The sequence below is a fragment of the Streptomyces cyanogenus genome, assembly GCF_017526105.1.
Taxonomy (GTDB): domain Bacteria; phylum Actinomycetota; class Actinomycetes; order Streptomycetales; family Streptomycetaceae; genus Streptomyces; species Streptomyces cyanogenus.
Window position 1 is genome coordinate 944,145 of sequence record NZ_CP071839.1, and the last position, 21,105, is coordinate 965,249.

18 protein-coding genes and 2 pseudogenes are annotated in these 21,105 nt (G+C 72.8%); 14 read left to right on the forward strand and 6 right to left on the reverse strand.

Going from position 1 to position 21,105, the window contains the following annotated elements; all coding sequences use genetic code 11:
• The first annotated feature begins 244 nt into the window (after nucleotides 1-244).
• Genes S1361_RS04280 through S1361_RS04295 form a run of 4 tightly spaced genes read left to right on the forward strand, consistent with a single transcriptional unit; the run spans nucleotide 245 to nucleotide 3,748 of the window.
• Nucleotides 245-583: an antibiotic biosynthesis monooxygenase family protein gene (locus S1361_RS04280; RefSeq protein WP_208030508.1), complete on the forward strand. Its 339-nt coding sequence runs from the start codon at nucleotides 245-247 to the stop codon at nucleotides 581-583.
• On the forward strand, nucleotides 580-1,467 hold the full coding sequence (locus tag S1361_RS04285) for an NAD(P)-dependent oxidoreductase (RefSeq protein ID WP_208030509.1): 888 nt from the start codon (nucleotides 580-582) through the stop codon (nucleotides 1,465-1,467). The genes S1361_RS04280 and S1361_RS04285 overlap by 4 nt, the downstream gene beginning before the upstream one ends.
• Complete coding sequence (locus S1361_RS04290; RefSeq protein ID WP_208030510.1) at nucleotides 1,464-2,510, forward strand: amidohydrolase family protein; 1,047 nt, start codon at nucleotides 1,464-1,466, stop codon at nucleotides 2,508-2,510. Before S1361_RS04285 ends, S1361_RS04290 begins: the two co-directional genes overlap by 4 nt.
• Nucleotides 2,507-3,748, forward strand: coding sequence for a cytochrome P450 family protein (locus S1361_RS04295; protein WP_208030511.1), 1,242 nt, complete (start codon nucleotides 2,507-2,509; stop codon nucleotides 3,746-3,748). Before S1361_RS04290 ends, S1361_RS04295 begins: the two co-directional genes overlap by 4 nt.
• A gap of 135 nt (nucleotides 3,749-3,883) precedes the next feature.
• Here S1361_RS04295 and S1361_RS04300 read toward each other — a convergent pair whose 3' ends face one another.
• Nucleotides 3,884-4,468 carry a helix-turn-helix domain-containing protein gene (locus S1361_RS04300; RefSeq protein ID WP_208030512.1) on the reverse strand — a complete coding sequence of 195 codons (585 nt, stop codon included), beginning with the start codon at nucleotides 4,466-4,468 and terminating at the stop codon, nucleotides 3,884-3,886.
• A gap of 114 nt (nucleotides 4,469-4,582) precedes the next feature.
• On the opposite strand from S1361_RS04300, the gene S1361_RS04305 reads away from it, so the two are divergent.
• The 4 genes from S1361_RS04305 (at nucleotide 4,583) to S1361_RS04320 (ending at nucleotide 7,530) form a co-directional block, all read left to right on the forward strand.
• The gene (locus tag S1361_RS04305; RefSeq protein ID WP_208030513.1) at nucleotides 4,583-5,419 is read left to right on the forward strand and encodes a DMT family transporter; all 837 of its coding nucleotides are present in this window, start codon (nucleotides 4,583-4,585) and stop codon (nucleotides 5,417-5,419) included.
• Between the two features lie 31 nt (nucleotides 5,420-5,450).
• Entirely contained in the window at nucleotides 5,451-6,098 is a 648-nt protein-coding gene (locus S1361_RS04310) for an FMN-binding negative transcriptional regulator (RefSeq protein ID WP_208030514.1), read from the forward strand.
• Between the two features lie 138 nt (nucleotides 6,099-6,236).
• On the forward strand, nucleotides 6,237-6,944 hold the full coding sequence (locus tag S1361_RS04315) for a B3/B4 domain-containing protein (protein ID WP_208030515.1): 708 nt from the start codon (nucleotides 6,237-6,239) through the stop codon (nucleotides 6,942-6,944).
• A gap of 25 nt (nucleotides 6,945-6,969) precedes the next feature.
• Nucleotides 6,970-7,530: an AraC-like ligand-binding domain-containing protein gene (locus S1361_RS04320; RefSeq protein WP_208030516.1), complete on the forward strand. Its 561-nt coding sequence runs from the start codon at nucleotides 6,970-6,972 to the stop codon at nucleotides 7,528-7,530.
• 87 nt (nucleotides 7,531-7,617) lie between these two features.
• Here S1361_RS04320 and S1361_RS04325 read toward each other — a convergent pair whose 3' ends face one another.
• Nucleotides 7,618-8,493 (reverse strand): universal stress protein, encoded by an 876-nt coding sequence (locus S1361_RS04325; RefSeq protein ID WP_208030517.1) that lies wholly within the window; start codon nucleotides 8,491-8,493, stop codon nucleotides 7,618-7,620.
• Between the two features lie 498 nt (nucleotides 8,494-8,991).
• Between S1361_RS04325 and S1361_RS04330 the strand changes: the two genes are divergently transcribed.
• Nucleotides 8,992-10,359, forward strand: a complete 1,368-nt coding sequence (locus S1361_RS04330; protein WP_208030518.1) for an alkaline phosphatase PhoX — start codon at nucleotides 8,992-8,994, stop codon at nucleotides 10,357-10,359.
• Nucleotides 10,360-10,486: 127 nt separating this feature from the next.
• Nucleotides 10,487-11,119: a precorrin-8X methylmutase gene (locus S1361_RS04335; protein ID WP_208036440.1), complete on the forward strand. Its 633-nt coding sequence runs from the start codon at nucleotides 10,487-10,489 to the stop codon at nucleotides 11,117-11,119.
• Nucleotides 11,120-11,180: 61 nt separating this feature from the next.
• Here the strand turns inward: S1361_RS04335 and S1361_RS04340 are convergent, their stop codons facing one another.
• Nucleotides 11,181-11,942, reverse strand: a complete 762-nt coding sequence (locus tag S1361_RS04340; RefSeq protein ID WP_208030519.1) for a cobalt-precorrin-6A reductase — start codon at nucleotides 11,940-11,942, stop codon at nucleotides 11,181-11,183.
• Nucleotides 11,943-11,962: 20 nt separating this feature from the next.
• Nucleotides 11,963-12,091: pseudogene (locus tag S1361_RS38950) on the reverse strand (TetR/AcrR family transcriptional regulator); the annotation flags it as partial.
• Between the two features lie 156 nt (nucleotides 12,092-12,247).
• Between S1361_RS38950 and S1361_RS04345 the strand changes: the two are divergent.
• From S1361_RS04345 to S1361_RS04355, 3 genes and pseudogenes are all read left to right on the forward strand, one after another.
• Nucleotides 12,248-12,421 (forward strand): annotated as a pseudogene (locus S1361_RS04345) (thioesterase family protein); the annotation flags it as partial.
• Between the two features lie 513 nt (nucleotides 12,422-12,934).
• On the forward strand, nucleotides 12,935-17,134 hold the full coding sequence (locus tag S1361_RS04350; RefSeq protein WP_243769068.1) for a bifunctional nitrate reductase/sulfite reductase flavoprotein subunit alpha: 4,200 nt from the start codon (nucleotides 12,935-12,937) through the stop codon (nucleotides 17,132-17,134).
• 106 nt (nucleotides 17,135-17,240) lie between these two features.
• Nucleotides 17,241-18,197, forward strand: coding sequence for an alpha/beta fold hydrolase (locus S1361_RS04355; RefSeq protein WP_243769069.1), 957 nt, complete (start codon nucleotides 17,241-17,243; stop codon nucleotides 18,195-18,197).
• A 152-nt stretch (nucleotides 18,198-18,349) separates the two neighbouring features.
• On the opposite strand, the gene S1361_RS04360 is transcribed toward S1361_RS04355, so the two are convergent.
• Nucleotides 18,350-18,595, reverse strand: coding sequence for a DUF5133 domain-containing protein (locus tag S1361_RS04360; RefSeq protein ID WP_208030521.1), 246 nt, complete (start codon nucleotides 18,593-18,595; stop codon nucleotides 18,350-18,352).
• Between the two features lie 303 nt (nucleotides 18,596-18,898).
• On the opposite strand from S1361_RS04360, the gene S1361_RS04365 reads away from it, so the two are divergent.
• Nucleotides 18,899-19,216, forward strand: coding sequence for a hypothetical protein (locus S1361_RS04365; RefSeq protein WP_208030522.1), 318 nt, complete (start codon nucleotides 18,899-18,901; stop codon nucleotides 19,214-19,216).
• A 273-nt stretch (nucleotides 19,217-19,489) separates the two neighbouring features.
• On the opposite strand, the gene S1361_RS04370 is transcribed toward S1361_RS04365, so the two are convergent.
• Nucleotides 19,490-20,896 (reverse strand): arylsulfotransferase family protein, encoded by a 1,407-nt coding sequence (locus S1361_RS04370; RefSeq protein ID WP_243769070.1) that lies wholly within the window; start codon nucleotides 20,894-20,896, stop codon nucleotides 19,490-19,492.
• Nucleotides 20,897-21,105: the final 209 nt, after the last annotated feature.

Genomic DNA, 21,105 nt, shown 5'->3' on the forward strand with positions numbered 1-21,105 from the left:
GGCACGGGCGCCATTCGGCAGGAGGGGCACCGGAACGAAGTTCGCCTGATCGTGTGTGCCGGCTCCGGGACGAGGGGTGCCCGCGCGAACTGCGCACGCCGGGGCCGCAAGTCACCCGAAATGACTAATGACGGAGCGTGCACCCCTTGTCACGACTGGGCCGTGCCCCATTCGGAGTTGCAGCCGTACGAGGGACATGAGTCCGTTGGTGTCGTGTCCGTCCGGCTCTCACACAGGAGGAGACATGGGCGCCAACGACAACGGCCGATCGGCCGACAAGCTGAGCGTGGTTTTCGCGGTCCGCGTGATCGAGGGCGGCGAACAGGGCTTCCTGGATCTGTACGAGCACCTCCGGAAGTCCGTGTCCAGCACCCCCGGACACATCATCGAGCGGCTCGGCGAACCCGTCGACGACTCCCGCCAGTGGGTGATCACCAGCGAATGGCGGACCGCCGAGGACTTCTTCGCCTGGCAGCAGAGCGAGGAGCACCAGGAGTTGGTGGCCCCGCTGCGTCAGTTCGTCGACCAGCGGCAGTCGATGCGGTTCCGGGTGGTCAAGGAGACCAAGGGGGTGGCGTCATGACGCCCCCCGTGCGCGGCCCCGTCGCCGTCCTCGGCCTCGGCACGATGGGCGCCGGCCTGGCCGGCCGCCTCCTCGACCAGGGGGTACAGGTCCGGGTCTGGAACCGTACCCCGGAGCGCGCCGCCCCGCTCGCCGAGGCGGGCGCCTACGCCGCCGCCAACCCCGCCGACGCCGTCGCGGGCACGAGCGCAGCCCTGTGCGTCGTGGCCGACGGCCAGGCCCTCGGCGCGGTGCTGCACGGACCGGGTGGCGTGCTGGCCGAGGGCCCGTACCCCGGCCTGCTGATCTGCGCCAGCACCGTCGCCCCGGACGAGGTCGTGCAGATCGCCGGCGAGTTCCCGGCGGTCCTGGACGTCGGGATGCTCGGCAACCGCGACCACGCCCGCGACGGAGAGCTGCGGCTGTTCGCCGGCGGCGAGCAGCGTGCGTTCGAGACCGCCCGCCCGCTGCTGGACGCGCTGGGCAAGGAAGTGGTCCATCTGGGCGCACTGGGGTCCGGCATGCGGATGAAACTGCTCCTCAACCTGCTGATGGGCATAGAGGTGCAGGCCATGGCCGAGGCCACCGCGCTGGCGGAGGCCTGCGGCCTCGAACGGGAGCTGGTTCTCCGGACCATCGCGGGCAGCGGGTTCGCCTCACCGGTCATGGCGTTCAAGTCGCGGCGCCTGGCCTCCGGTCGCTTCGAGGAGCCGGACTTCCGGCTGCGGTTGATGGCGAAAGACCTCATGCTCGCTTCCAAGCAGGCAGCAGCAGTCGGCCTGAGCCTGCCGCTGGCGACCGCCGCGGCGGAGACCCACGTCCGCGCCACCGAGCAAGGACTGGGCGACCAGGACTGTGCCGCGGTCACCCGCGCACTCGCACCGAAACCGGAAACCGACACGTGATCATCGACATCCACGGGCATCTGTCCCCACCGGAGGCGGCCAAGCGCTTCCCCATGCCCCCGAGCCTGACCGACGTCGACGGCATGCTCGCCGCTCGCGCCGAGGCCGGCATCGACCTGACCATCATCGGCAGCCCCGTCGGGGCCGGCGCGATGGCACGGGTACCGGGCGTCGACAACTACGCGCAACCACGCGACCGGCTGCGCGGTTTCCACGCCTGGATGTCGGGGCTGATCCGCAGGTTCCCGGACCAGTTGCGCGGATACGTCTACGCCAACCCGTTCGGCGACGACGACCACCTCGAAGGGGTGCGGGAGACCCTGGCGGACCCCGCCTTCGTCGGCCTGATCACCACGTCCAGTGTCCACGGGGAGCTGCTCGGCTCGCCGCGCGCCGACTCCTTCTTCGCGCTGGCCGCGGAGGCGGGGGTGCCGGTGCTGGTGCACGCCCCGGCCGAACCGGTCGGCACGGAACGGGTCGACGGGATCGGCTTCGTCGAGCAGATCGGCCGCTTCGGCGACGTCACCCTGGGCATGGCCATGATCGCGTTCGCGGGATGGCTGGACAAGTACCCCGGTCTGCGGCTGATCGGCGCCACCGGCGGCGGCGCGATGGCGCTGCTGCCGGAGCGCCTGCAGACGGCGGCGCGCCCCCGGCACTGGGCCGGGGGCGCGCCGCCCTCCGGGCGGCCCGGGGCGGCCTCCGCCCCGCCGGCCGCCGCGGAGCGGCCCGCGCCCGGGCAGCCCACGGCCGAGGGACCCTCGGCGGACGGGCCGGCGACCCTGCGGCCCTCGGCCGACCCGGCCGCGGCCCTGCGGCGCATGTACGTCGACACCAGCCCGTTCAGTCCCGCGCACCTGAGCCTGAACGCCGAAGTGCTGGGCCCCGAACGGATGCTGTTCGGCACCGACTCGCCGCCGATGGCCGCGCCGCTGGAGGACTTCGTCCACATGGTCGAGAAGCTGCCGGTCGACGCGGCGGCCCAGCGGCTCATCCTCGGCGGCAACGCCCAAGCCCTCTTCGACCTCAGGAGTCGTCCGTGACCACCACGCAAGAGGCCGTCACCGCAGCCGAGCGGTGCACCCCGGAATTCCGGCGCGACCCGCACGCGGTCTACGCCCATCTGCGGACAGCGGCACCCGTCTGCCCCATGAGACCGCCGCACGGCAACGACACGTACCTGATCACCCGGTACGACGACGCCCGGGCCGCCCTGTCCGATCCGCGCCTGAGCAAGGACATGTACGGGGCCATGGACGCCTACCGGAGGATCTTCGGTGACTCGTCCGTCGCGCTGGACGACAACATGCTCAACTCCGACGCGCCGAAGCACACCCGGCTGCGCCGGCTGGTCAACTCCGCGTTCACGCCCCGGCGCGTCGAGGCGCTGCGGCCGCGGGTCGAGGAGATCGTGCAGAGCCTGCTCGACGCGTGCCCCACCCGGGAGCCCTTCGACCTGCTGCCCGGGTTCGCCTTCCCGCTGCCGATCATCGTGATCTGCGATCTGCTCGGCGTCCCGCCCGAGGACCGGTCGCGGATGCAGCACCTGTCCACGACGGTGGCGCAGACCGGTTTCGGCGAGGAGGCCAAGCGGGCCCAGCAGCAGGCCGAGGGGGATCTGCACGCCTACTTCACGGAACTCATCGGCGCCAAGCGGGACCAGCCGGGCGACGATCTGCTGAGCGCGCTCATCGCGGTCCGGGACAACGACGACGGGCTCACCGAGAGCGAGCTGGTCTCCACGGCGTTCCTGCTGATGTTCGCCGGTCACAAGACGACCGCGTACCTCATCGGCAACGCCGTCCACCACCTGCTGTCGCATCCCGCCCAGCTGCGCGCCGTACGGGAGAACCCGGAGCTGGTCCGCGCGGCGGTGGAGGAACTGGTGCGCTACGACGGTTCGGTGGAGAGCGCCACCTTCCGCTACGCGACCGAGGACGTGGAGTACAGCGGGACGCTGATCCCCAAGGGCGCCCTGGTGCAGATCGCCATCAGCTCGGCCAACCGCGATCCGCAGAAGTTCGACCGCCCCGACGAGCTGGACGTGATGCGGCCGGGCAACGCGCAGGACGCCCACCTCGGATTCGGGCACGGCAGCCACTACTGCCTGGGAGCCCCGCTGGCCCGGATGGAGACGCAGCTGGCGCTCACCCGGCTGTTCGACCGGTTCCCCGGGATGGCCCTGGCCGACCCCGCCGCCGGACCTCGGTGGCTGGAGGTGCCCTTCCCGGCCTTCCGCGGCCTCGCCGAGCTGCCGGTCGTCCTCGACCCCGCCGGCTGAGCGGCTGCGCCCCTCGGCCCGTCCGCGCCGCCCCGCCACCGTGAACGGCCGGGGCGGCGCGGCTGTGTGGCACCCGGCCGGGCGGGGAGCGGCAGTCGGGCCGGGCCGACCCGTACGCCCGGGCAGGTTGGTTCCTCAGGGGGCGGAGGCGGGGCCGGGCGGCAGTTGGACCGTCATGATCAGGTGGCAGGTCCCGGTGCCCGAGCCGCGGTAGGTGTGCGGGGCGTCGGCGTCGAAGGTGGCGGTCTGCCCGGCTTCGACGGTGTGCTCGGTGCCGTCGACGACCAGGATCATCCGGCCTGCGGTGACGCTGACGGTCTCGACGACCCCGGACTGGTGCGGGTGGCTCGGGTACTCCTCCCCCGGCTCCAGCCGCCAGCGCCAGACCTCCACGGGAGCCGGTCCCGAGGTGGTCAGCACGAGCCGGGCCTCGCTGCCCCGAACGCCGGTCCACAGGGGTGCCACGGTGTCGGCGGAGACCACGCGGACGCGGTCTTCGGCGGGCCCCTCCATCAGCGCGGACACCGAGACACCGAGGGTGTCGGCAAGCCGGACCAGGGTGGCGAAGTTGGGATTGCCCTGGGCCTTCTCCAGTCCGACCAGGGCGCCCTTGCTGACCTGGGCACGCCGGCCGAGTTCGTCCAGGGAGAGTCCGGCGCGGGTGCGGGCCGCCCTGACGTTGCGCGCGAGCGCCTGAAGAGCTGCGGCCGTCTCGGCCATCCGATCACATCCTCGCGGGGGGACCACCGGAATGTACCGCGCGGTCGTTCGGTTGACACAAGATGGTCGTTTCATTGTACGGTTCGGTCGTTCCAATGCTGTAAGGGATGTGCCGTGATCGCTCTGCTGCTGGCTCTGGGCAGCTCCCTCGCCTACGGATGCGCCGACTTCCTCGGCGGCCTCGGCGCCCGCAAGGCCCATGTGCTGCGGACGGTGATGGTCGCGGCCCCGGCCTCGCTCGCGGTCGAGCTGCTGCTGTGGCCGTTCCTCGGCGCCTCGTTCGACGCCGGCGCCCTCGGCTGGGGCGCGGCCTCCGGGGTCGCCTCGGCCGCCGCGTTCGCCCTGCTCTACCGCACCCTGGCGATCGGCCCCATGAACGTGCTGTCACCCGTGACCGCGCTGGTGTCCGCGGCGCTGCCCGTCGGCGTCGGGCTGCTGCAGGGCGAGCACCTGGCCGCCGCCGGCCTGGCGGGTCTGCCGCTCGCGCTGGTGGCGGTGGTGCTGGTCAGCGCGGGTCACGGGGCGGGCGCGGCGCGACCCTCGGGTACGGCGCTGCTCCTGGCCTTCGGCGCGGGCGCCGCCATCGCCCTCCAGCTGGTCTTCCTCCACCAGGCCCCGTCCGGCAGCGGGGTGGCCCCGCTGATCATCGGTCGGGCGGTGTCCTCGGCCGTCACCCTGGCCGCGGCGGGACTGCTGCACCGCAGGCTGGGCTCCCAACGGCCCGCGTACGTGCTGTCCGCCGCGGCGGGCGTGCTGGACTCGGTCGCGAACCTGCTGTTCCTGCTCGCCGCCCGCAGCGGGGACCTCACCGTCGTCGCCGTGGTCACCGCCCTCTATCCGGCCGGCACCGTCCTGCTCGCCCGCGGCGTGCTCGCCGAACGCATCCACCGTGGTCAGCTCGTCGGTCTCGGCACGGCGGCCGTCGCCGTCGGCCTCCTCGCCCTGACCTGAGCGCGGAGACGCGCACGCAAGGAGAATCCGCATGTTCATCCATCCCTGGGACGCCGGCCTGGACGAGGCCGAATGGCGGTCCTGGATCGACGAAGGCCACGACTTCGGCATCCTGAGCGTCAACGGCCCGCCCGGCCAGGCGCCCGTCACCGTCCCCACCCACTTCACCGGCGACGGCGGCCACCTCCTGATCCACCTCGCCCGGCCCAACCCGGTCTGGCAGGCGATCGAGCAGGACCCGAACGTCACCTTCACCGTCTTCGGCGACTACGCCTTCATCCCCGGTCCCTGGCGCGCCCAGGCCGGCACCCCGCCCTCCGACGGCGTCCCCACCAGCTACTACACGGCCGTGCAGTTCACCTGCCGGGCCCACATCGTCGACGGGCCCGAGGCCAAGGCCGCGTTGCTGCGCCGCCAGCTCGCCCACTTCCAGCCCGACGGCGACCACGCGCCCGTCGCCGTCGACCAGCCGCCGTACGGCCGGATGCTCCCCGGCATCCGCGGCCTGCGCCTCGAGGTCACCGACGTACGCGCCAAGTTCAAGTACGACGACCACAAGCCCGTCGAGCACCGCACCGCCGTCGCCGATCACCTCGCCGCGCGCGCCCGGGGCCTCGACCTGTCCACGGCCCGCCGGCAGCGCCGCCGCCTGGACCGCATCGGCCCCTGGAAGCCCTGACCCCGCGCCGCCGCCTGGACCGTACCGGCCGGTGGAAGCCCCGATCCCGCTCCCCCACCCGGACCGCACCGGCCCTCGGAAGCCCCGACCTCGCTCCGCCAGCCAGCCCGCCCGCCCGCAGGAAACGGAACTCCGCCCATGCCCGCCTTCCGTATCGCCCCCGCCGTCGCCGACGCCTTCCCCGGCGCCCTCGTCGCCCTGGTCACCGCCACCGGTCTGCGCGGCCACGAGCCCTGGCCGGACACCGTCGCCGCGCTGACGGAACTGGAACAGCAGCTCGCCGACGGCACCTGGCAGCCCGCCGACGAGACCGACCCCCGTATCGAGGCCTGGCACACCGCCTACCGCTCCTTCGGCACCAACCCCCGCCGCGTCCGCCCCAGCGTCGACGCCCTCGGCCGCCGCCTCGCCAAGAAGGGCTCGCTGCCCCGCATCAACCCGGCCGTCGACTCCTACAACGCCGTGTCCGTACGGCACGGCCTGCCCGCCGGCGCCTTCGATCTGGACCGCGTCAGCGGTGACGTCGAGATCCGGTACGCGGACGGCACCGAGTCCTTCACCCCGCTCGGCGAACCCGACACCGTCGAGCACCCCAAGCCCGGCGAGGTCGTCTATGCGGACGCCACCGACGTCCTGACCCGGCACTGGAACCACCGCGACGCCCACCGCACCCGGGTCACCGCGGACTCCGCCCGGGTCGTCTTCGTCCTGGAGACCCTGCACGCCGACCGCGACGGCGATCTGCTGAAGGTCGCGGCGGAGGACCTCCAGGGCCTGCTCGCCCCGCACGCCGGGCGGACCGCCGTCCACTACCTCGGCCCGGCACAGCCCCGGACAGACGTCTGAAGCCGGCGTCTTCAGCCACCGTCGCGTGCACACCCGGCAGCAGCACCACGGCCGGGTGCGCCGTGCCGCGAGCCTCGCCACCCGGGTCCGGCCCGTCGGACCCACCGACCGTCTCGGCTGTCTCCGGATCTCCCGCAGGGAGGCCGACGCCGGGCGGGTCACCCGCACGCCGGCCCTGATCGGGCGGTCACCCGAGGACCTCGTGGTCTTCGGTCTCCAGGTGGCGGGCACGGCCACGTTCGTCCAGGACGGCCGGCGGGCCGAGCTGGGCGGCGGCGACCTGGTGCTCTACGACACGGCACGGCCCTTCTCCGTCAGCTATCCGGAGCGGTTCGCCACCCAGGTCTTCCAGCTGCCGCGCCATGTGCTGGGCCCCTCCTGCGCACCGGCCGTCGGGCAGCGGCCGGCGGGCCATGTCGTGGACCTGTTCGCCACGCTGATCACCAAGCAGGCCCGCCGGGAGCCGGACGGCAGCCGCGCCCACCTGGTACGGAGCGCCCACGCCTTCGCCAGGCGCATCTCCCGTAGCAACGGCCCGAATGCCGCCTCTCGCGCGGACACGACCAGCCCCCACCCAGATTATTGAACATCTAAATAGTGGCGGCGGGTCGTCGATCGGGGTTCCGGCCCGCGCGGGCCGCGCCCGGGGTCACCGGACCCACGCGACGACCGGTCACCGCTGCGGCACGAGCGCCACCGGGCACAGGGCGTGGTGCAGCAGGGCGTGCGCCACCCGGCCGAGCTGGTGTCCGGGACGGCCCTGCCGGGGGCGGGTGCCGACGACGACCAGGTCGGCGGCGGCCGAGCGGTCCACGAGCACCTTCCGGGCGTGACCCTCCAGCACCGTGCGGTCCACCCGGACCCGCGGATGCGCCGCCGTCACGTCCCCCAGCAGGGTGTCCAGCAGTTCGGCCGCCTCCCGCTCGTGCCGGTGCGCGGGGTCCCTGCCGAGCAGCGGACGGCCGGCGCTCTCGTGTGCGGGGCGGTGCCAGGCCCGTACGACGTCGAGGACGCAGTCGCGTGCCTCGGCCTCCTGGACGGCGAAGCGCACGGCATCGCCGGCGGTGTCCGGTTCCCCGGCGCCGAGCAGGACGCGCCGGTGGGTGCCGGCCAGGCCGGCCCGGTCCCCGCGGACGACGACGACCGGGCAGCGGGCGCGGGCGGCCACGGCCTGGCCGACCGAGCCGGGCAGCAGTTCCCTGACCACGCTCCGGCCACGAGCCCCGGTCACCACGGCGAAGGCCTTGTCGCCTTCGCTCAGCAGAGCGGCCACCGCCTCCTGCGGGACGATCTCGGTGGCCGTCCTGACCTCCGGGGACCGCTGCCGGGCCCGGGCCGCCGCCGAGGCGACGATCCGCTCGGCCAGCGCCTGCTCCGAGAGGGGTTCCTCGCTGCCCGACGGTGCGGTGCCCTCGTAGCGCGCCCAGAGACAGGCGTACACCAGCCGCAGCGGCAGGCCGCGGCGGGCCGCCTCGTCCACCGCCCAGTCGACCGCCGTCAGACTGGACTCGGATCCGTCCACTCCCACCACCAGGGGCAGTTGCGTCATCGGGCTCACCGCCTTTCGCCGGGCCGCCGTGCCGGTGGCACAGGCCCTCGATGCCACCGTGACACGCCCCGGCGCCGGGCACGAGCAGGTCGCTCCGCCCGGCCCGCCGGAAACTGCGCAGGGCTCCTGTGATCACGATGCCCCACCGGGGCCGTACGAGGTGATGACCCGGCTGCCCGCGCGTCGCCCGGCCGCCGTCCCGCGGAGGGACGCGTGCCGGACCAGCCGGCTGCCCCCGTCCGGGGGCCGGGTTCCGGGCCGCCGCCGGGACCGCGTGCCCGTTCCTCCGGCGGAGTGTGGTCGCGGCCGGCCGGACCGCCCCCGTGACGGATCCCGCCGAGCACGGACGCCCCGCGCGGTGCGGGCCCGACTCCCGAGGGCCGGACGCCCCCTCCGCGCGGAGTGACACGGCTACGCGCGTGGTTCCCGCGGCCCGCACCAGGTGATAGACACGGCGGGATCACAGTTCCTGTCCGCCAGCAGGAAGGTTGCTGCCGCATGTCTGCAACACGCCGTCAGGTCCTGGCCCACGCGAGCGCCTTGGGAGCGGGCATCGCCTTCACCGGGGCCCTGTCCGAGCTCTTCGCGGGCACCGCCGCCGCGCAGAGCCTGGGCCACACCGGCTACGGCTCGCTCGTCCCCGATCCGAACGGGCTGCTCGACCTGCCGAAAGGTTTCCGCTACACCGTGCTGTCCCGCGAGGGCGACCAACTCCGTTCGGGCGAGGGCAGAGTCCCCTCCAACCACGACGGCATGGCCGCGTTCGGCGGCCGAGGGGGCCGTACCCACCTGGTCCGCAACCACGAGAACCGGGTCACCGCGCAGATTGCGGTACCGACCGTGAGCGGTCTCACCTACGACCCGGCGGGCAAGGGCGGCTGTACGGCCCTGACGCTCGACGCGGACCACCGCGTGCTGTCCGAGCGGGTCGCCATCGCCGGTACGGCCGTCAACTGCGCGGGCGGCCGCACCCCTTGGGGCACCTGGCTGACCTGCGAGGAGACCGAGGACAGGGCGGGCACCAACGGCTACACCAAGGACCACGGCTTCATCTTCGAGGTCCACCCCACCGACCCGCACCGCACCGGCGCTGTCCCGCTCACCGCGATGGGCCGCTTCCAGCACGAGGCGATCGCCGTCGACCCGCGCAACGGCACCGTCTACGAGACGGAGGACGCCTTCCTGAAGCCGTTCGGCCTCTTCTACCGCTTCCTGCCCAACCAGCCGCTGGGCGGCGTCGGTTCACTCCGCGCGGGCGGCCGGCTCCAGGCGATGCGGGTGCCCGGCGTACCGGACCTGTCCACCATCCAGGAGACCGGAGCGCGCTTCGACGGCATCGAGTGGGTGGACGTACCCGACCCGCTGGCCGTCTCCACCCCCACCCGGTTGCAGGACTACGGCCCCGGCGGCATCACCCACGCACAGAAGCTGGAGGGCTGCTACTGGGGCGGCAGCTGTGTGTACTTCGTGTCGTCCTTCGCCCGCAGCGCGGACGGCTCCGCGGCCGACCACTACGGCCAGATCTGGCGCTACGACCCGGCGCGCCGCCGGCTGACCCTCGTCGTCGTGTTCGGCCCGGACACCGATGTCCAGCTGCCCGGCGAGTCCCCGGACAACATCTGCCTCGCACCCAGCGGCGGCCTGATGGTGTGCGAGGACGGCAACGGCGCCCAGCACGTGTTCGGCGTCACCCGCAAGGGCGAGGTGTACGCGATGGCCCGGGGACGCCAGAACATCGGGACGCCGGAGCAGCCCGAGTGGGGCGAGTTCGCCGGGGTCACCTTCTCCCCCGACGGGGAGACGATGTTCGTGAACTGCTACACGCCCGGCACCACGTTCGCGGTGACCGGTCCGTGGCGCAGGTGACCGGACGCCGGCGGTCCCCGGGCTTCCTCTCCGCTGCGTCCGGTGTGCCGGTAGGTATGCTCACCGCCGTGCCGGCGGCGATCATCCCGTGCGCCGCGAGACGACCGAGAGCAGCGAGAAGAGCACCGTGACCACCCACGTCTACGAGAAGGACGGCGCGGCCATCTACCGCCAGTCGTTCGCCACCATCCGTGCGGAAGCCGACCTCGCGGGCCTGCCCGACGACGTCAGCCGGGTCGCGGTGCGCATGATCCACGCCTGCGGGATGGTCGACCTGGTCCGGGACCTGGCCTACACACCCGCGGTGGTGGCCCGTGCCCGTGCGGCCCTGCGCGCCGGGGCGCCGGTCTTCTGCGACGTCCAGATGGTGGCCAGCGGGGTGACCCGCAGGCGGCTGCCGGCCGGCAACGACGTGCTCTGCACGCTGTCCGACCCGGCCGTCGCGGAGCTGGCCGCGCGGCTGGGCACCACGCGCAGCGCCGCCGCGGTGGAGCTGTGGCGGGACCGGCTGGAGGGTGCGGTGGTCGCCATCGGCAACGCGCCCACCGCCCTGTTCCACCTCCTGGAGATGATCGAGGCGGGCGGGCCCCGGCCCGCCGCCGTCATCGGTGTCCCGGTCGGGTTCGTGGGCGCCGCCGAGTCCAAGGACGCCCTGGCCGCGCATCCGTCCGGTCTGGAGCACCTGGTGGTCCGCGGCCGTCGCGGCGGCAGCGCCATCGCCGCCGCCGCGGTCAACGCGATCGCGAGCGAGGAGGAGTGACGGTACGGGCGCGTCGGCGGTGTCCGCCCCCGCGCCCGGCCGGTACGAGCGGCGGTTCCGGTCAGCGGCTCGACGGCGGCCCCGGTGCGAGACGCTCGCGGACCCAGCGCGCCGCGCTCTCCGGGTCGGCCACGACCGGCACGCCCTGCGGAACCGGTGGTCTGCGCACCACGACCACGGGCAGCCCTGCCTCCCGGGCGGCCGTCAGCTTGGGCGCGGTGGCCGCCCCACCGCTGTCCTTCGTGACGACGACGTCGATGCGGTGGCGCCGCAGCAGTTCGCGCTCCCCGTCCAGGGTGAAGGGGCCCCGTTCCAGCAGCACCCGCATGCGGGCCGGGTGCGGGGGCTCGGGGGCGTCCACGGACCGGACGAGGAACCACAGGGTGTCCAGGTCCGCGAAGGCGGCCAGCCCCATGCGCCCGGTGGTCAGGAACACCCGCCGGCCGAGTGCGGGCAGCGCCCGCGCGGCCTCCTCCAGCGACTCCGCCTCGTGCCACCGGTCGCCGGGGACGGGGGCCCAGCCGGGCCGGCGCAGGGCGAGCAGGGGAACACGGGCGGCGGCAGCGGCCCGTGCCGCGTGGAAGCTGATCGTCCCGGCGAAGGGGTGCGTGGCGTCCACGACCGCGTCGGCCCCGTGCTCGCGCAGCCACGCCGTCAGCCCCTCCGCCCCGCCGAAGCCGCCGACGCGCGTCCCGCCCGGGAGGGCCCGCGGGCCGGCGACACGTCCGGCGAGGGAACTGGTCAGCCGCAACCCCGGTGTGCCGTCGAGCAGTTCGGCAAGACGGCGGGCCTCCGTGGTACCGCCGAGGATCAGTGCGTGCATGGGCGTCCGGATCCGTTCACGAGGCGCTGCGCGGGGCGGCCGGTGCCCCCGGTCCCGGCGAGGATCCGCCGGGCCGCGCGGACGAGTGCCCGACGGGTCTGTGCGCGGCGCCGTTCGCATCGGTTGCGGCGCGGGGCTGACGTGGGCATACGCGCGAGTCTAGCGACGAGAGCGGTGCGTGCCGGAGGTCGTGCCGCCTCAGGCCCTCGCCTCACGCCCACACTATGGGTGTAGTGTGCACTTTTTCGTACGGGGCGCGAAACGTGCCCGGCCCGACCGCGCCCCGGGGCAGCTCCTTCGAGCCCATGGACGACCACCGCTACCAGCCGACGGCGCACGCTGGCGGGGCCTGGGATCCGGACGAGCAGCACGTCAGTCCGCTGGGCGGGCTCGTCGTCCACGCCATCGGCCGGCACCGGGCCGCCGCCGGCCGGGACGAGGGCCTGCTCCTCTCCCGGATCAGCTACGACATCCTCGGCCTCCCTCGACCCTGCGGTACCGGCAGCCGGCGGCGGGCGTAGCCGGACGCCCCGTGAACACCGCGGCGGGAGGCGTCTCCAACACCGTGCTGCTGCTCCGGGACCCGCAACGGCACGGCGATTCCTGACGGCTCACGCCGGCCAACCGCCCCCGGTCACGCCCCTCCGACCGGGCCGCGCGCCTGCCGAGGCCGAGTCCGGAGGCCGTCCGCCGGTGCGCGGACGCGGGCCGGCTCGGGGACCCGGGGGATCGATGGGTCTCCTACGGGAGCGGGCGGGTGAGGGCGGGGTGAAGGACAGCGCCTTCGGCCGGCGGCGCCGGCAGGTGAACGGCTCCGGCGACGCCCCTCCCGGCTCACACGGCGTCGCCGCGACATGTGCGCGGGGCGTAACCCCGGGCGCTCCCGATGTGTGACGGTCCGGAAATTCGATCTTCCTACGGTGCTTGTCCCGGGGCCACCCGCCAGCCGCGGGCCGGTCCGGAACGGGTACACGTACGGCGGTGGGGGTTCGGTGGCGGCTGGCTCGAAGGACGGCGGTGTCCGTACGGTCTGCTCGTACTGCGGTGTCGGCTGCGGAATCGTCCTCGACATCACCCGGGATCCTGCCGACGGCCGGCGGATCGCGGCCCGGGCCTCCGGTGACACGGCGCACCCCACGAACGCCGGCCGCCTGTGCACCAAGGGCGCCACGAGCGCGGACATGATGGCCGCGCCCGGACGGCTGGCGAAGGCCCTGGTGCGCCCCGACCGCGAGGCCCAGCCGGCCGAGACGGACGTGGACGAGGCCGTCACGGCAGTCGCCGGACGGCTGCGGGCGATCCTGGACGAGCACGGGCCGGACGCACTGTCCTTCTACGTGTCCGGACAGATGTCCCTGGAGGCGCAGTACCTGGCGAACAAGCTGGCCAAAGGCTTCGTCCGGACCAACCAGATCGAGTCGAACTCACGGCTGTGCATGGCCTCCGCCGGCACCGGCTACAAGCTGTCGCTGGGCGCGGACGGGCCGCCCGGCTCGTACCAGGACTTCGACCACGCGGACGTGTTCTTCGTCATCGGCGCCAACATGGCCGACTGCCACCCGATCCTCTTCCTGCGCCTGATGGACCGCGTGAAGTCGGCGGGCGCCAGGCTGATCGTCGTCGACCCGCGCCGCACCGCCACCGCCGCCAAGGCCGACCTCTTCCTGCAGATCAGGCCCGGCACCGACCTCGCCCTGCTGAACGGCCTGCTGCACCTGCTGGTCGCGAACGGCCACACCGACGAGGAGTTCATCGCCGAGTTCACCGAGGGCTGGGAGGAGATGCCCGGCTTCCTCGCGGACTACCCGCCCGAGAAGGTCGCGGAGATCACCGGCATCCCCGAGAGCGACCTGCGCCGGGCGGCGCGGTGGATCGGCGAGGCCGGTGCGTGGATGAGCTGCTGGACGATGGGCCTGAACCAGTCCACGCACGGCACCTGGAACACCAACGCCCTGGTCAACCTGCACCTGGCCACCGGCGCCCTGTGCCGCCCCGGTGCCGGCCCGTTCTCGCTGACCGGCCAGCCCAACGCCATGGGCGGCCGCGAGATGGGCTACATGGGCCCCGGTCTGCCCGGCCAGCGCTCGGTCCTGGTCGACGCCGACCGCGCCTTCGTCGAGAACCTGTGGAACATACCCGAGGGCACCCTGCGGACCGAGGTGGGGCGCGGCACGGTCGAGATGTTCGAGCGGATGGCCGCGGGCGACATCAAGGCGTGCTGGATCATCTGCACCAACCCGGTCGCCTCGGTCGCCAACCGCAGGGCCGTGATCGCCGGTCTGGAGGCCGCCGAACTCGTCGTCACCCAGGACGTGTTCGCCGAGACCGAGACCAACGCGTACGCCGATGTCGTGCTGCCGGCCACGCTGTGGGCGGAGTCCGACGGCGTGATGGTCAACTCCGAGCGGAACCTCACCCTCGTACCGGGAGTCGTCGACCCGCCGGGCCAGGCACTGCCCGACTGGCAGCTGATCGCCCGGGTGGCCTGCGCGATGGGCTTCGCCGACGGCTTCACCTACACCTGTGCCGAGGAGGTCTTCGAGGAGCTCAAGCGGGCCTGGAACCCGGCGACCGGCTGGGACCTGCGCGGCGTGACCTACGACCGGCTGCGCGCCACCCCCGTCCAGTGGCCGGCGCCGAACGCCGACGGCCCGGACCGCAACCCGATCCGCTACCTCAACGACGGCGTCAGCCAGACCCTGCGGGAACACGAGGACGGCACCCGTCCCCGCCTGGCCTTCCCCACCGTGAGCGGACGCGCCCGGTTCTTCGCCCGCCCGCACCTGCCGGCCGCCGAACTCCCCGACGACGACTACCCCTTCGTCCTCAACACCGGTCGTCTCCAGCACCAGTGGCACACGATGACCAAGACCGGGAAGGTCGCCAAGCTCAGCAAGCTCGACCCCGGCCCGTTCGTCGAGGTCCACCCCGAGGACGCCCGGGCGCTGGGTGTGGCCGAGGGCGACCACCTGGAGGTCGCCTCGCGCCGCGGGCGTGCCGTACTGCCCGCCGTGGTCACCGACCGCGTCCGGCCGGGCACCTGCTTCGCACCGTTCCACTGGAACGACCTGTTCGGCGAGTACCTGAGCGTCAACGCCGTCACCAACGACGCCGTCGACCCGCTCTCCTTCCAGCCCGAGCTCAAGGTCTGCGCGGTCGCCCTCGCGAGGACGGCCGCCCCCGTCCCGGAGGGCCGCCCCGGCGCCCGGCAGGAGCCCCGGCCCCTGGTGGTCGCCGCGGCCACCGCACCGGCGGACTCCCCCGTCCAGGCGCTCGCCACGGTCTTCGGCATCACCGACCTCGCCCCGTCGCCCCTGGCGGAGCCGGAACGCCGCTACCTCTCCGGCTTCCTGTCCGGGCTCGCCCTGAGCCCGCCCGACGGGCGCGTCCCGGTGCTGCCGCCCGGCGCACCCTTCGCGCCGGACCGCGCCCTGTGGGTCGACGGCGTCCTCGCCGGCATGTTCTCCCGCGCCCGCGCCGACGTGCCCGCGCAGACGGCAGCGCCGGCCGCCGGTGCGGCCGTACCGACCCGGCGGCTGCTGGTCCTGTGGGCCTCCCAGACCGGCACCGCCGAGGAGTTCGCCGCCCAGGCCGCCGCCCATCTCGCCGAGTCGGGCCGGGTCCCCGAGCTGCTGCCCATGGCCGACGCGACCCCGGCCCACCTCGCCACGGACGCCGACGTCCTCCTCGTCACCAGCACGTTCGGGGACGGTGACGCCCCCGACAACGGGGCCGGTTTCTGGCAGGCCCTGTCCGAGCCGGACGCACCACGGCTGGAGGGCATCCGGTACGCGGTCCTCGCCTTCGGTGACTCCGCCTACGACGACTTCTGCGGCCACGGCCGCCGGCTGGACGAACGTCTCGCGGCACTCGGCGCCACCCGTCTCGTCCCCCGCACCGACTGCGAACCCGACTTCGAGGAGACCGCCGGGCAGTGGCTCGGCGAAGTGGCGACCGCCCTGGCCACCGCCGACGGCCTGCCGCAGGGTCCCGCGCACCCGGCCGGGACGAGCACATCCGGGGCCGCCGCCACCTCGGCGACCGCACCGCGGGTCGCCGAGGTGCCGGCCCGCTACACCAAGGCGTCACCGTTCGCCACCCTGCTCATCGGCAACAGGCTGCTGAGCCTTCCCGGTTCCGGGAAGGAGGTACGGCAGTTCGCCTTCGACACCCGCGGCGGCGAACTCGCCTACGACGCCGGTGACGCACTCGGCGTGTGGCCGGCCAACAGTGCCGGACTGGTCGCCGAATGGCTCGCGCTCACCGGACTCGACCCCGGCGAACCGGTCGACCTCGGCGACGGCACGCCCCTCCCCTTCGAAGAGGCGCTGCGCACCCGCCTGGACATCTCCCGCATCACCACCGACCTGCTCAGGTTCGTGACCGAACGCACCGGCAGCCACGACCTCAAGCGGCTGCTGCGCCCGGACAACAAGGACGCCCTGGCGCAGTGGAGCTGGGGCAAGCAGGCCGCCGACGTCGTCGCCGCGTACCCCGTCCGGGCCTTGGCCGCGGACTGGGCCGGCGTGCTCAAGCGCCTCCAGCCCCGGCTGTACTCCATCTCCTCCAGCCCGCTCGCCCACCCCGGCGAGGTCCGCCTCACCGTCTCGGTCGTCCGCTACACCAACGACCTCGGCCGGGACCGCAAGGGCGTCTGCTCGACCTACCTCGCCGACTGCGCCGACGACGGCCCGGTCCAGGTCTTCGTGCAGCGCGCACCGCACTTCCGTCCGCCCGCCGATCCCGCCACGCCCATGATCATGGTCGGCCCCGGAACCGGCGTGGCACCCTTCATCGGCTTCCTGGAGGACCGCCTGGCCCGCGGCCACACCGGCGCCAACTGGCTCTTCTTCGGCGAACAGCGGCAGGCGACCGACTTCTACCACCGCGAGGAGCTGGAGGCGTACCGGGCGTCCGGCCACCTCGACCGTCTCGACCTCGCCTTCTCCCGCGACCAGCGCAACAAGATCTACGTCCAGGACCGCATGCGTGAGCACGGCCCCCGGCTGTGGCAGTGGCTCCGGGACGGCGCCCACTTCTACGTCTGCGGCGACGCGGGACGCATGGCCAAGGACGTCGACGAGGCGCTCCGGGACATCGTCGCCCTCCACGGCGGCATGGACACCGACGAGGCCGCCGCCTACGTCAGGCGCCTGTCCACGGACAAACGCTACGTCCGGGACGTCTACTGAACGGCGCCTCTTCCTGTGCGGGCGGGTCAGGGGAAACGAGGCGGCGCCGCGACAGGCCCGGGAGCGCTGCCGCCGTCCGAAGATCATCGCGCGTACGCTCGTGCACATGGTTGAACATCGCATGGTCGACGTGAACGGCGTTCGACTGCACATCGCCGAGCAGGGCAGCGGCCCCCTGGTGGTGCTCCTGCACGGCTTCCCCGAGTCCTGGCACTCCTGGCAGCACCAGTTCGGCCCGCTGGCCGACGCGGGCTTCCGGGTGGTCGCCCCCGACCAGCGCGGCTACGGACGGAGCGACCATCCCGAGGACGTCGACGCGTACACCATCCTCCATCTGGTCGGCGACGTCGTCGGACTGATCCACGCCCTCGGCGAGGAGAAGGCGTACGTCGTCGGGCACGACTGGGGCGCGCCGGTCGCCTGGCACACCGCACTGCTCCGCCCCGACCTGGTGCTCGGGGTGGCCGGCCTGAGCGTGCCGCCGCCCTTCCGCGGAACACAGCCTCCGCTGGCCACCATGGCCAAGAGGTTCGACGGCCGCTTCTACTGGAACTACTTCAGCCGTCCCGGCGTCGCCGACGTCGAGTTGGGGAAGGACCCCCGCACCACTCTGCGGAAGATCTTCTTCTGGGGTTCCGGAGACTCTCCGGACGCCGGCACGGGCAAGCAGCCGCTGGTCGACCCGGAACGGGGCTGGCTCGCGACCATGCCGGACCCCGAGGTGCTGCCGGACTGGTTCACCGAGGAGGATCTGGACGCGCTCACCGAGAGCTTCTCCAAGGGCTTCACCGGGGCGCTCAACTGGTACCGCAACCTCGACCGCAACTGGGAACTGACCGCCGCCTGGCACGGCGCCGTCGTCACCCCGCGCGCCCTGTACGTCTACGGCGACCGTGACGTCGTCCCCGCCTTCCCCGGCACCCCCGAACTCATCGCGAAACTCCCCGACCTCATGCCCCACCTGTGGCGTGCGCCCCTGAAGCTGACCGGGTGCGGACACTGGACACAGCAGGAACGCCCGCACGAGGTGAACGAGGCACTCATCGACTTCCTCCGTGCCTAGGCCATTTCCTTCGGGACTCGGGCGGCGCGACACCACCGACTCCGACACGCCCCACCTCGGCCTCGGCACCACGGGCAGGCCGGCCGTCCGGGCCTGGACCCGCGACGCCGTAGCGTGCCGGTGGGGCGCGGAGACCGCGCGCAGGCCTGCTGTCAGGCAGCCAGAGTCTGCGTCGTCCTGGGGGCCGCGGTGCGGTCCGCTCGCAGTCGTTCCAGGAGGGCGTCGGCGGCGACGAGCGCCTCGTCCACCGACCCGGTGCCGGTCATGACGCACAGCGTGTACGAGGCGTCCTCCAACTCCCGGCTGGAGCGACCGGTCGGCTGCAGGTCATGGTGAAAGCGGGCGTCGGCGAAGCGGGCCAGTACCGCGCGTAGTTCCTTCTCCGCAGGCAGCAACACAGCAACAACCCTTTCGAAAGGCGGGCCGTTCCGCAGGGCCCGCGACGTTCCTGAGCGCGCACTCGCCGGACGCTCGCACGGCCGGGAACGGTGGATGCGCACTCCAAGGGGTCGTCTGCCCCGAGCTGATCACCCTATGCACCAGCCGGTGGACGGCCGCGGTGCCGATAGCAGGGCGTGCGTATGGCAGGTGGACGGCTGGGTAGGCGTGGCCACCGGATGCTTCCGCGCCGCCCCTGGCAAGCGGTCACGCACTGTGGCGTGATCACCACAGGGACGGCGGACCGAGCAAGGAGATGAAGCATGATGCTCACCCGCCGTACAGCGTTCGCAGGTGTCACCGCCCTCATCGCCGCAGGCGCCGCCCTGGCCGGTGGCGGCTCGGCCGTGGCGGTTGCTCCTCAGGGGAGCGAGCACCCCGTGGTCCGGAGCACCGCCGTGGAGACCGGGCAGGGCACCGACGGCCGGCGGACCGCGCACCGGCCCACGGATCCGTGGATCGCCGACCAGGTGGCGATGTTCCTTCCCCCGTCGAGCGGGACTGCGACGGTGTTCGATCCCTGGGTGAAGGACCAGATCGCCCTGTTCCGGTCCACCCTGAACGGCTCGCCGTCCAAGTAGCACCCGCGGCCCGGCGACCATGCGCCCGACAGCACCCTCGGACGCGTACCGAGTGGTGTTCTCACCGCCCCTGCGGGAACCCGGCACGGCCGGGGCGGGGGACACCCGCGTGGCACACTGACGGCGGTCACGGCCCTGAGGACGCGGTGTTGAATGCGGCTCCCCGAACGCGGCTGGGCGTGCGGCGAGCCGGCCGGCGGTGCTGGTCTGCCAGGGGCGGACGGCCGCGGACGGCAGGATCGTCACCGACCGGTCCGCTGACCCTGTGGCGGCTCACCTGGACAGTTTGACGATGCGGGAGGCCCTGAGGACCTTCCCGGCCGCGTCCAGTGCCCGCACCTGGAAGTACGGTCCTGGACTGCCCGTTCTCACCGCCGTCTCGAACCCGGACCGTTCGGCGCGCTTGACGACCACCGACAAGGAGTCGGCATTCGGTCCGGCGAGCACCTGCCACGCTCTTGTCTGCGTCGATCCGTTCCAGGAAGCGTAGACGACGCTGCCCCGGCCACTGCGCCGGACCGCGACACTCGGCGGGTAATACGGCGTGCCGATCCATTCGTTGCGAAACGCTCGGTACGAGATGTTGGAGCCCGGCAGCTTCGCGTCGTAGAGCAGGTTCCGTGAACCGTTTCCCTCGGTGTTGCCCGCCCCCGCGTACTCCGAGTAGTACGGGCTCTGGCCCCACCCGATGAATTCGTTGCCGTTGGGAAGGGCCTGGGTGTTTCCCTGCGTCGGCGAGTACAGCGGCGGCTCGTGGTAGTAGGTCTTCACCGCGGTCGCCCTGTGGTTGCGGAAGTCAAGGTTGAGGATCAGACCGTGCGACTGCTGCTCGGGTGCGCCGTCGGGCAGTTCGCAGCAGCCGTCGTCGAACATGCTGATCCGGTTTCCCGGCCGGAATCGGGCGTCGTGCTGCCAGTAGAAGTCGGCGTTCGGGCCGAAGCTGAAGTCGCTCTTCTTGCCTCCCAGTTGCCAGCGGATGTCCCCGGACGGCCTGGAGACGTCGTAGATGGCCCACATGTTCCGGAAGGAGACCAGCAGTTGGCCATCGGGGCCCTCGTCGACCGAGTTGACGTGGAAGGCGTCCCACACCCCGCCGGAGGACGACGCGTTCGAGGCAGGTTCCTCGGAATCGGCAGGGTCGACGTGGTCCAGCGCGTTCCACGAGTAGAGGAGTCTACCCGTGGCGAGGTCCACCTCCTGGACCTCGCTGTTCAGGATGGCTCCGTCTTTCGGGCCCCCGTAGCGCGTGAGGTCCATGGGTACCGGTTTGGAGGCGAGGAACAGTGCGGTGCCCCTGTCGGTCAGGGTGAATTCGTGCTCGTCCGGGTAGTAGCCGTGATGTGCGAAGACCGTCTTGAGCAGGCGGTACTGCTGGTCGTAGATGTAGTAGCACCCGCCTGGTTCCGGTGCACCGGCCGGCAGGTTCGTGTAGGCGGGGGGAAGAGCGAGGGTCCCCTGCCACCATGTCAGCACCGGCTGTGCCCGGTGCCGGCGTGTGTCGTAGTAGGTCTGGACCTTGAAGTCGGCGTTCTGGAGGTTGGTGGAGGGCAGCGGGCGGAACCAGACGGGATCGCCTGCGTTGTCGTTGATCAGCGCCCCGGTCTGGCCGATCATCTGGTCCGCGCTGAACGGGGCGACGAAGATGTCCCCGCGAGCCGTTCCCGGTCTGTTCGTGGTCACCTTCACCCCCATGGGGTGAAGGCCCGGCTCGGAGACGAAACTCCACACGTCGGGGCCCGACAGGACCGGGGGCGGAGTGCTCTGCGATGGAGGGTAGGGCGTTGTCGCACACAGGCCGGACACGTTCTCGTGCGAACTCGCCGCGGCCGACGGCACACAGCTTGCGAGGACACACCCCGCAGTGAGTACGCAGGCCCCGACGGTGCGAC

Bases quoted from the DNA above. Each gene is read 5' to 3' on its own strand.
- S1361_RS04280 (WP_208030508.1), top strand. From the start codon at position 245: ATGGGCGCCAACGACAACGGCCGATCGGCCGACAAGCTGAGCGTGGTT.
- S1361_RS04285 (WP_208030509.1), top strand. From the start codon at position 580: ATGACGCCCCCCGTGCGCGGCCCCGTCGCCGTCCTCGGCCTCGGCACG.
- S1361_RS04300 (WP_208030512.1), bottom strand. From the start codon at position 4,468: ATGGCCGAGACGGCCGCAGCTCTTCAGGCGCTCGCGCGCAACGTCAGG.
- S1361_RS04310 (WP_208030514.1), top strand. From the start codon at position 5,451: ATGTTCATCCATCCCTGGGACGCCGGCCTGGACGAGGCCGAATGGCGG.
- S1361_RS04315 (WP_208030515.1), top strand. From the start codon at position 6,237: ATGCCCGCCTTCCGTATCGCCCCCGCCGTCGCCGACGCCTTCCCCGGC.
- S1361_RS04325 (WP_208030517.1), bottom strand. From the start codon at position 8,493: ATGACGCAACTGCCCCTGGTGGTGGGAGTGGACGGATCCGAGTCCAGT.
- S1361_RS04330 (WP_208030518.1), top strand. From the start codon at position 8,992: ATGTCTGCAACACGCCGTCAGGTCCTGGCCCACGCGAGCGCCTTGGGA.
- S1361_RS04340 (WP_208030519.1), bottom strand. From the start codon at position 11,942: ATGCACGCACTGATCCTCGGCGGTACCACGGAGGCCCGCCGTCTTGCC.
- S1361_RS04355 (WP_243769069.1), top strand. From the start codon at position 17,241: ATGGTTGAACATCGCATGGTCGACGTGAACGGCGTTCGACTGCACATC.
- S1361_RS04365 (WP_208030522.1), top strand. From the start codon at position 18,899: ATGATGCTCACCCGCCGTACAGCGTTCGCAGGTGTCACCGCCCTCATC.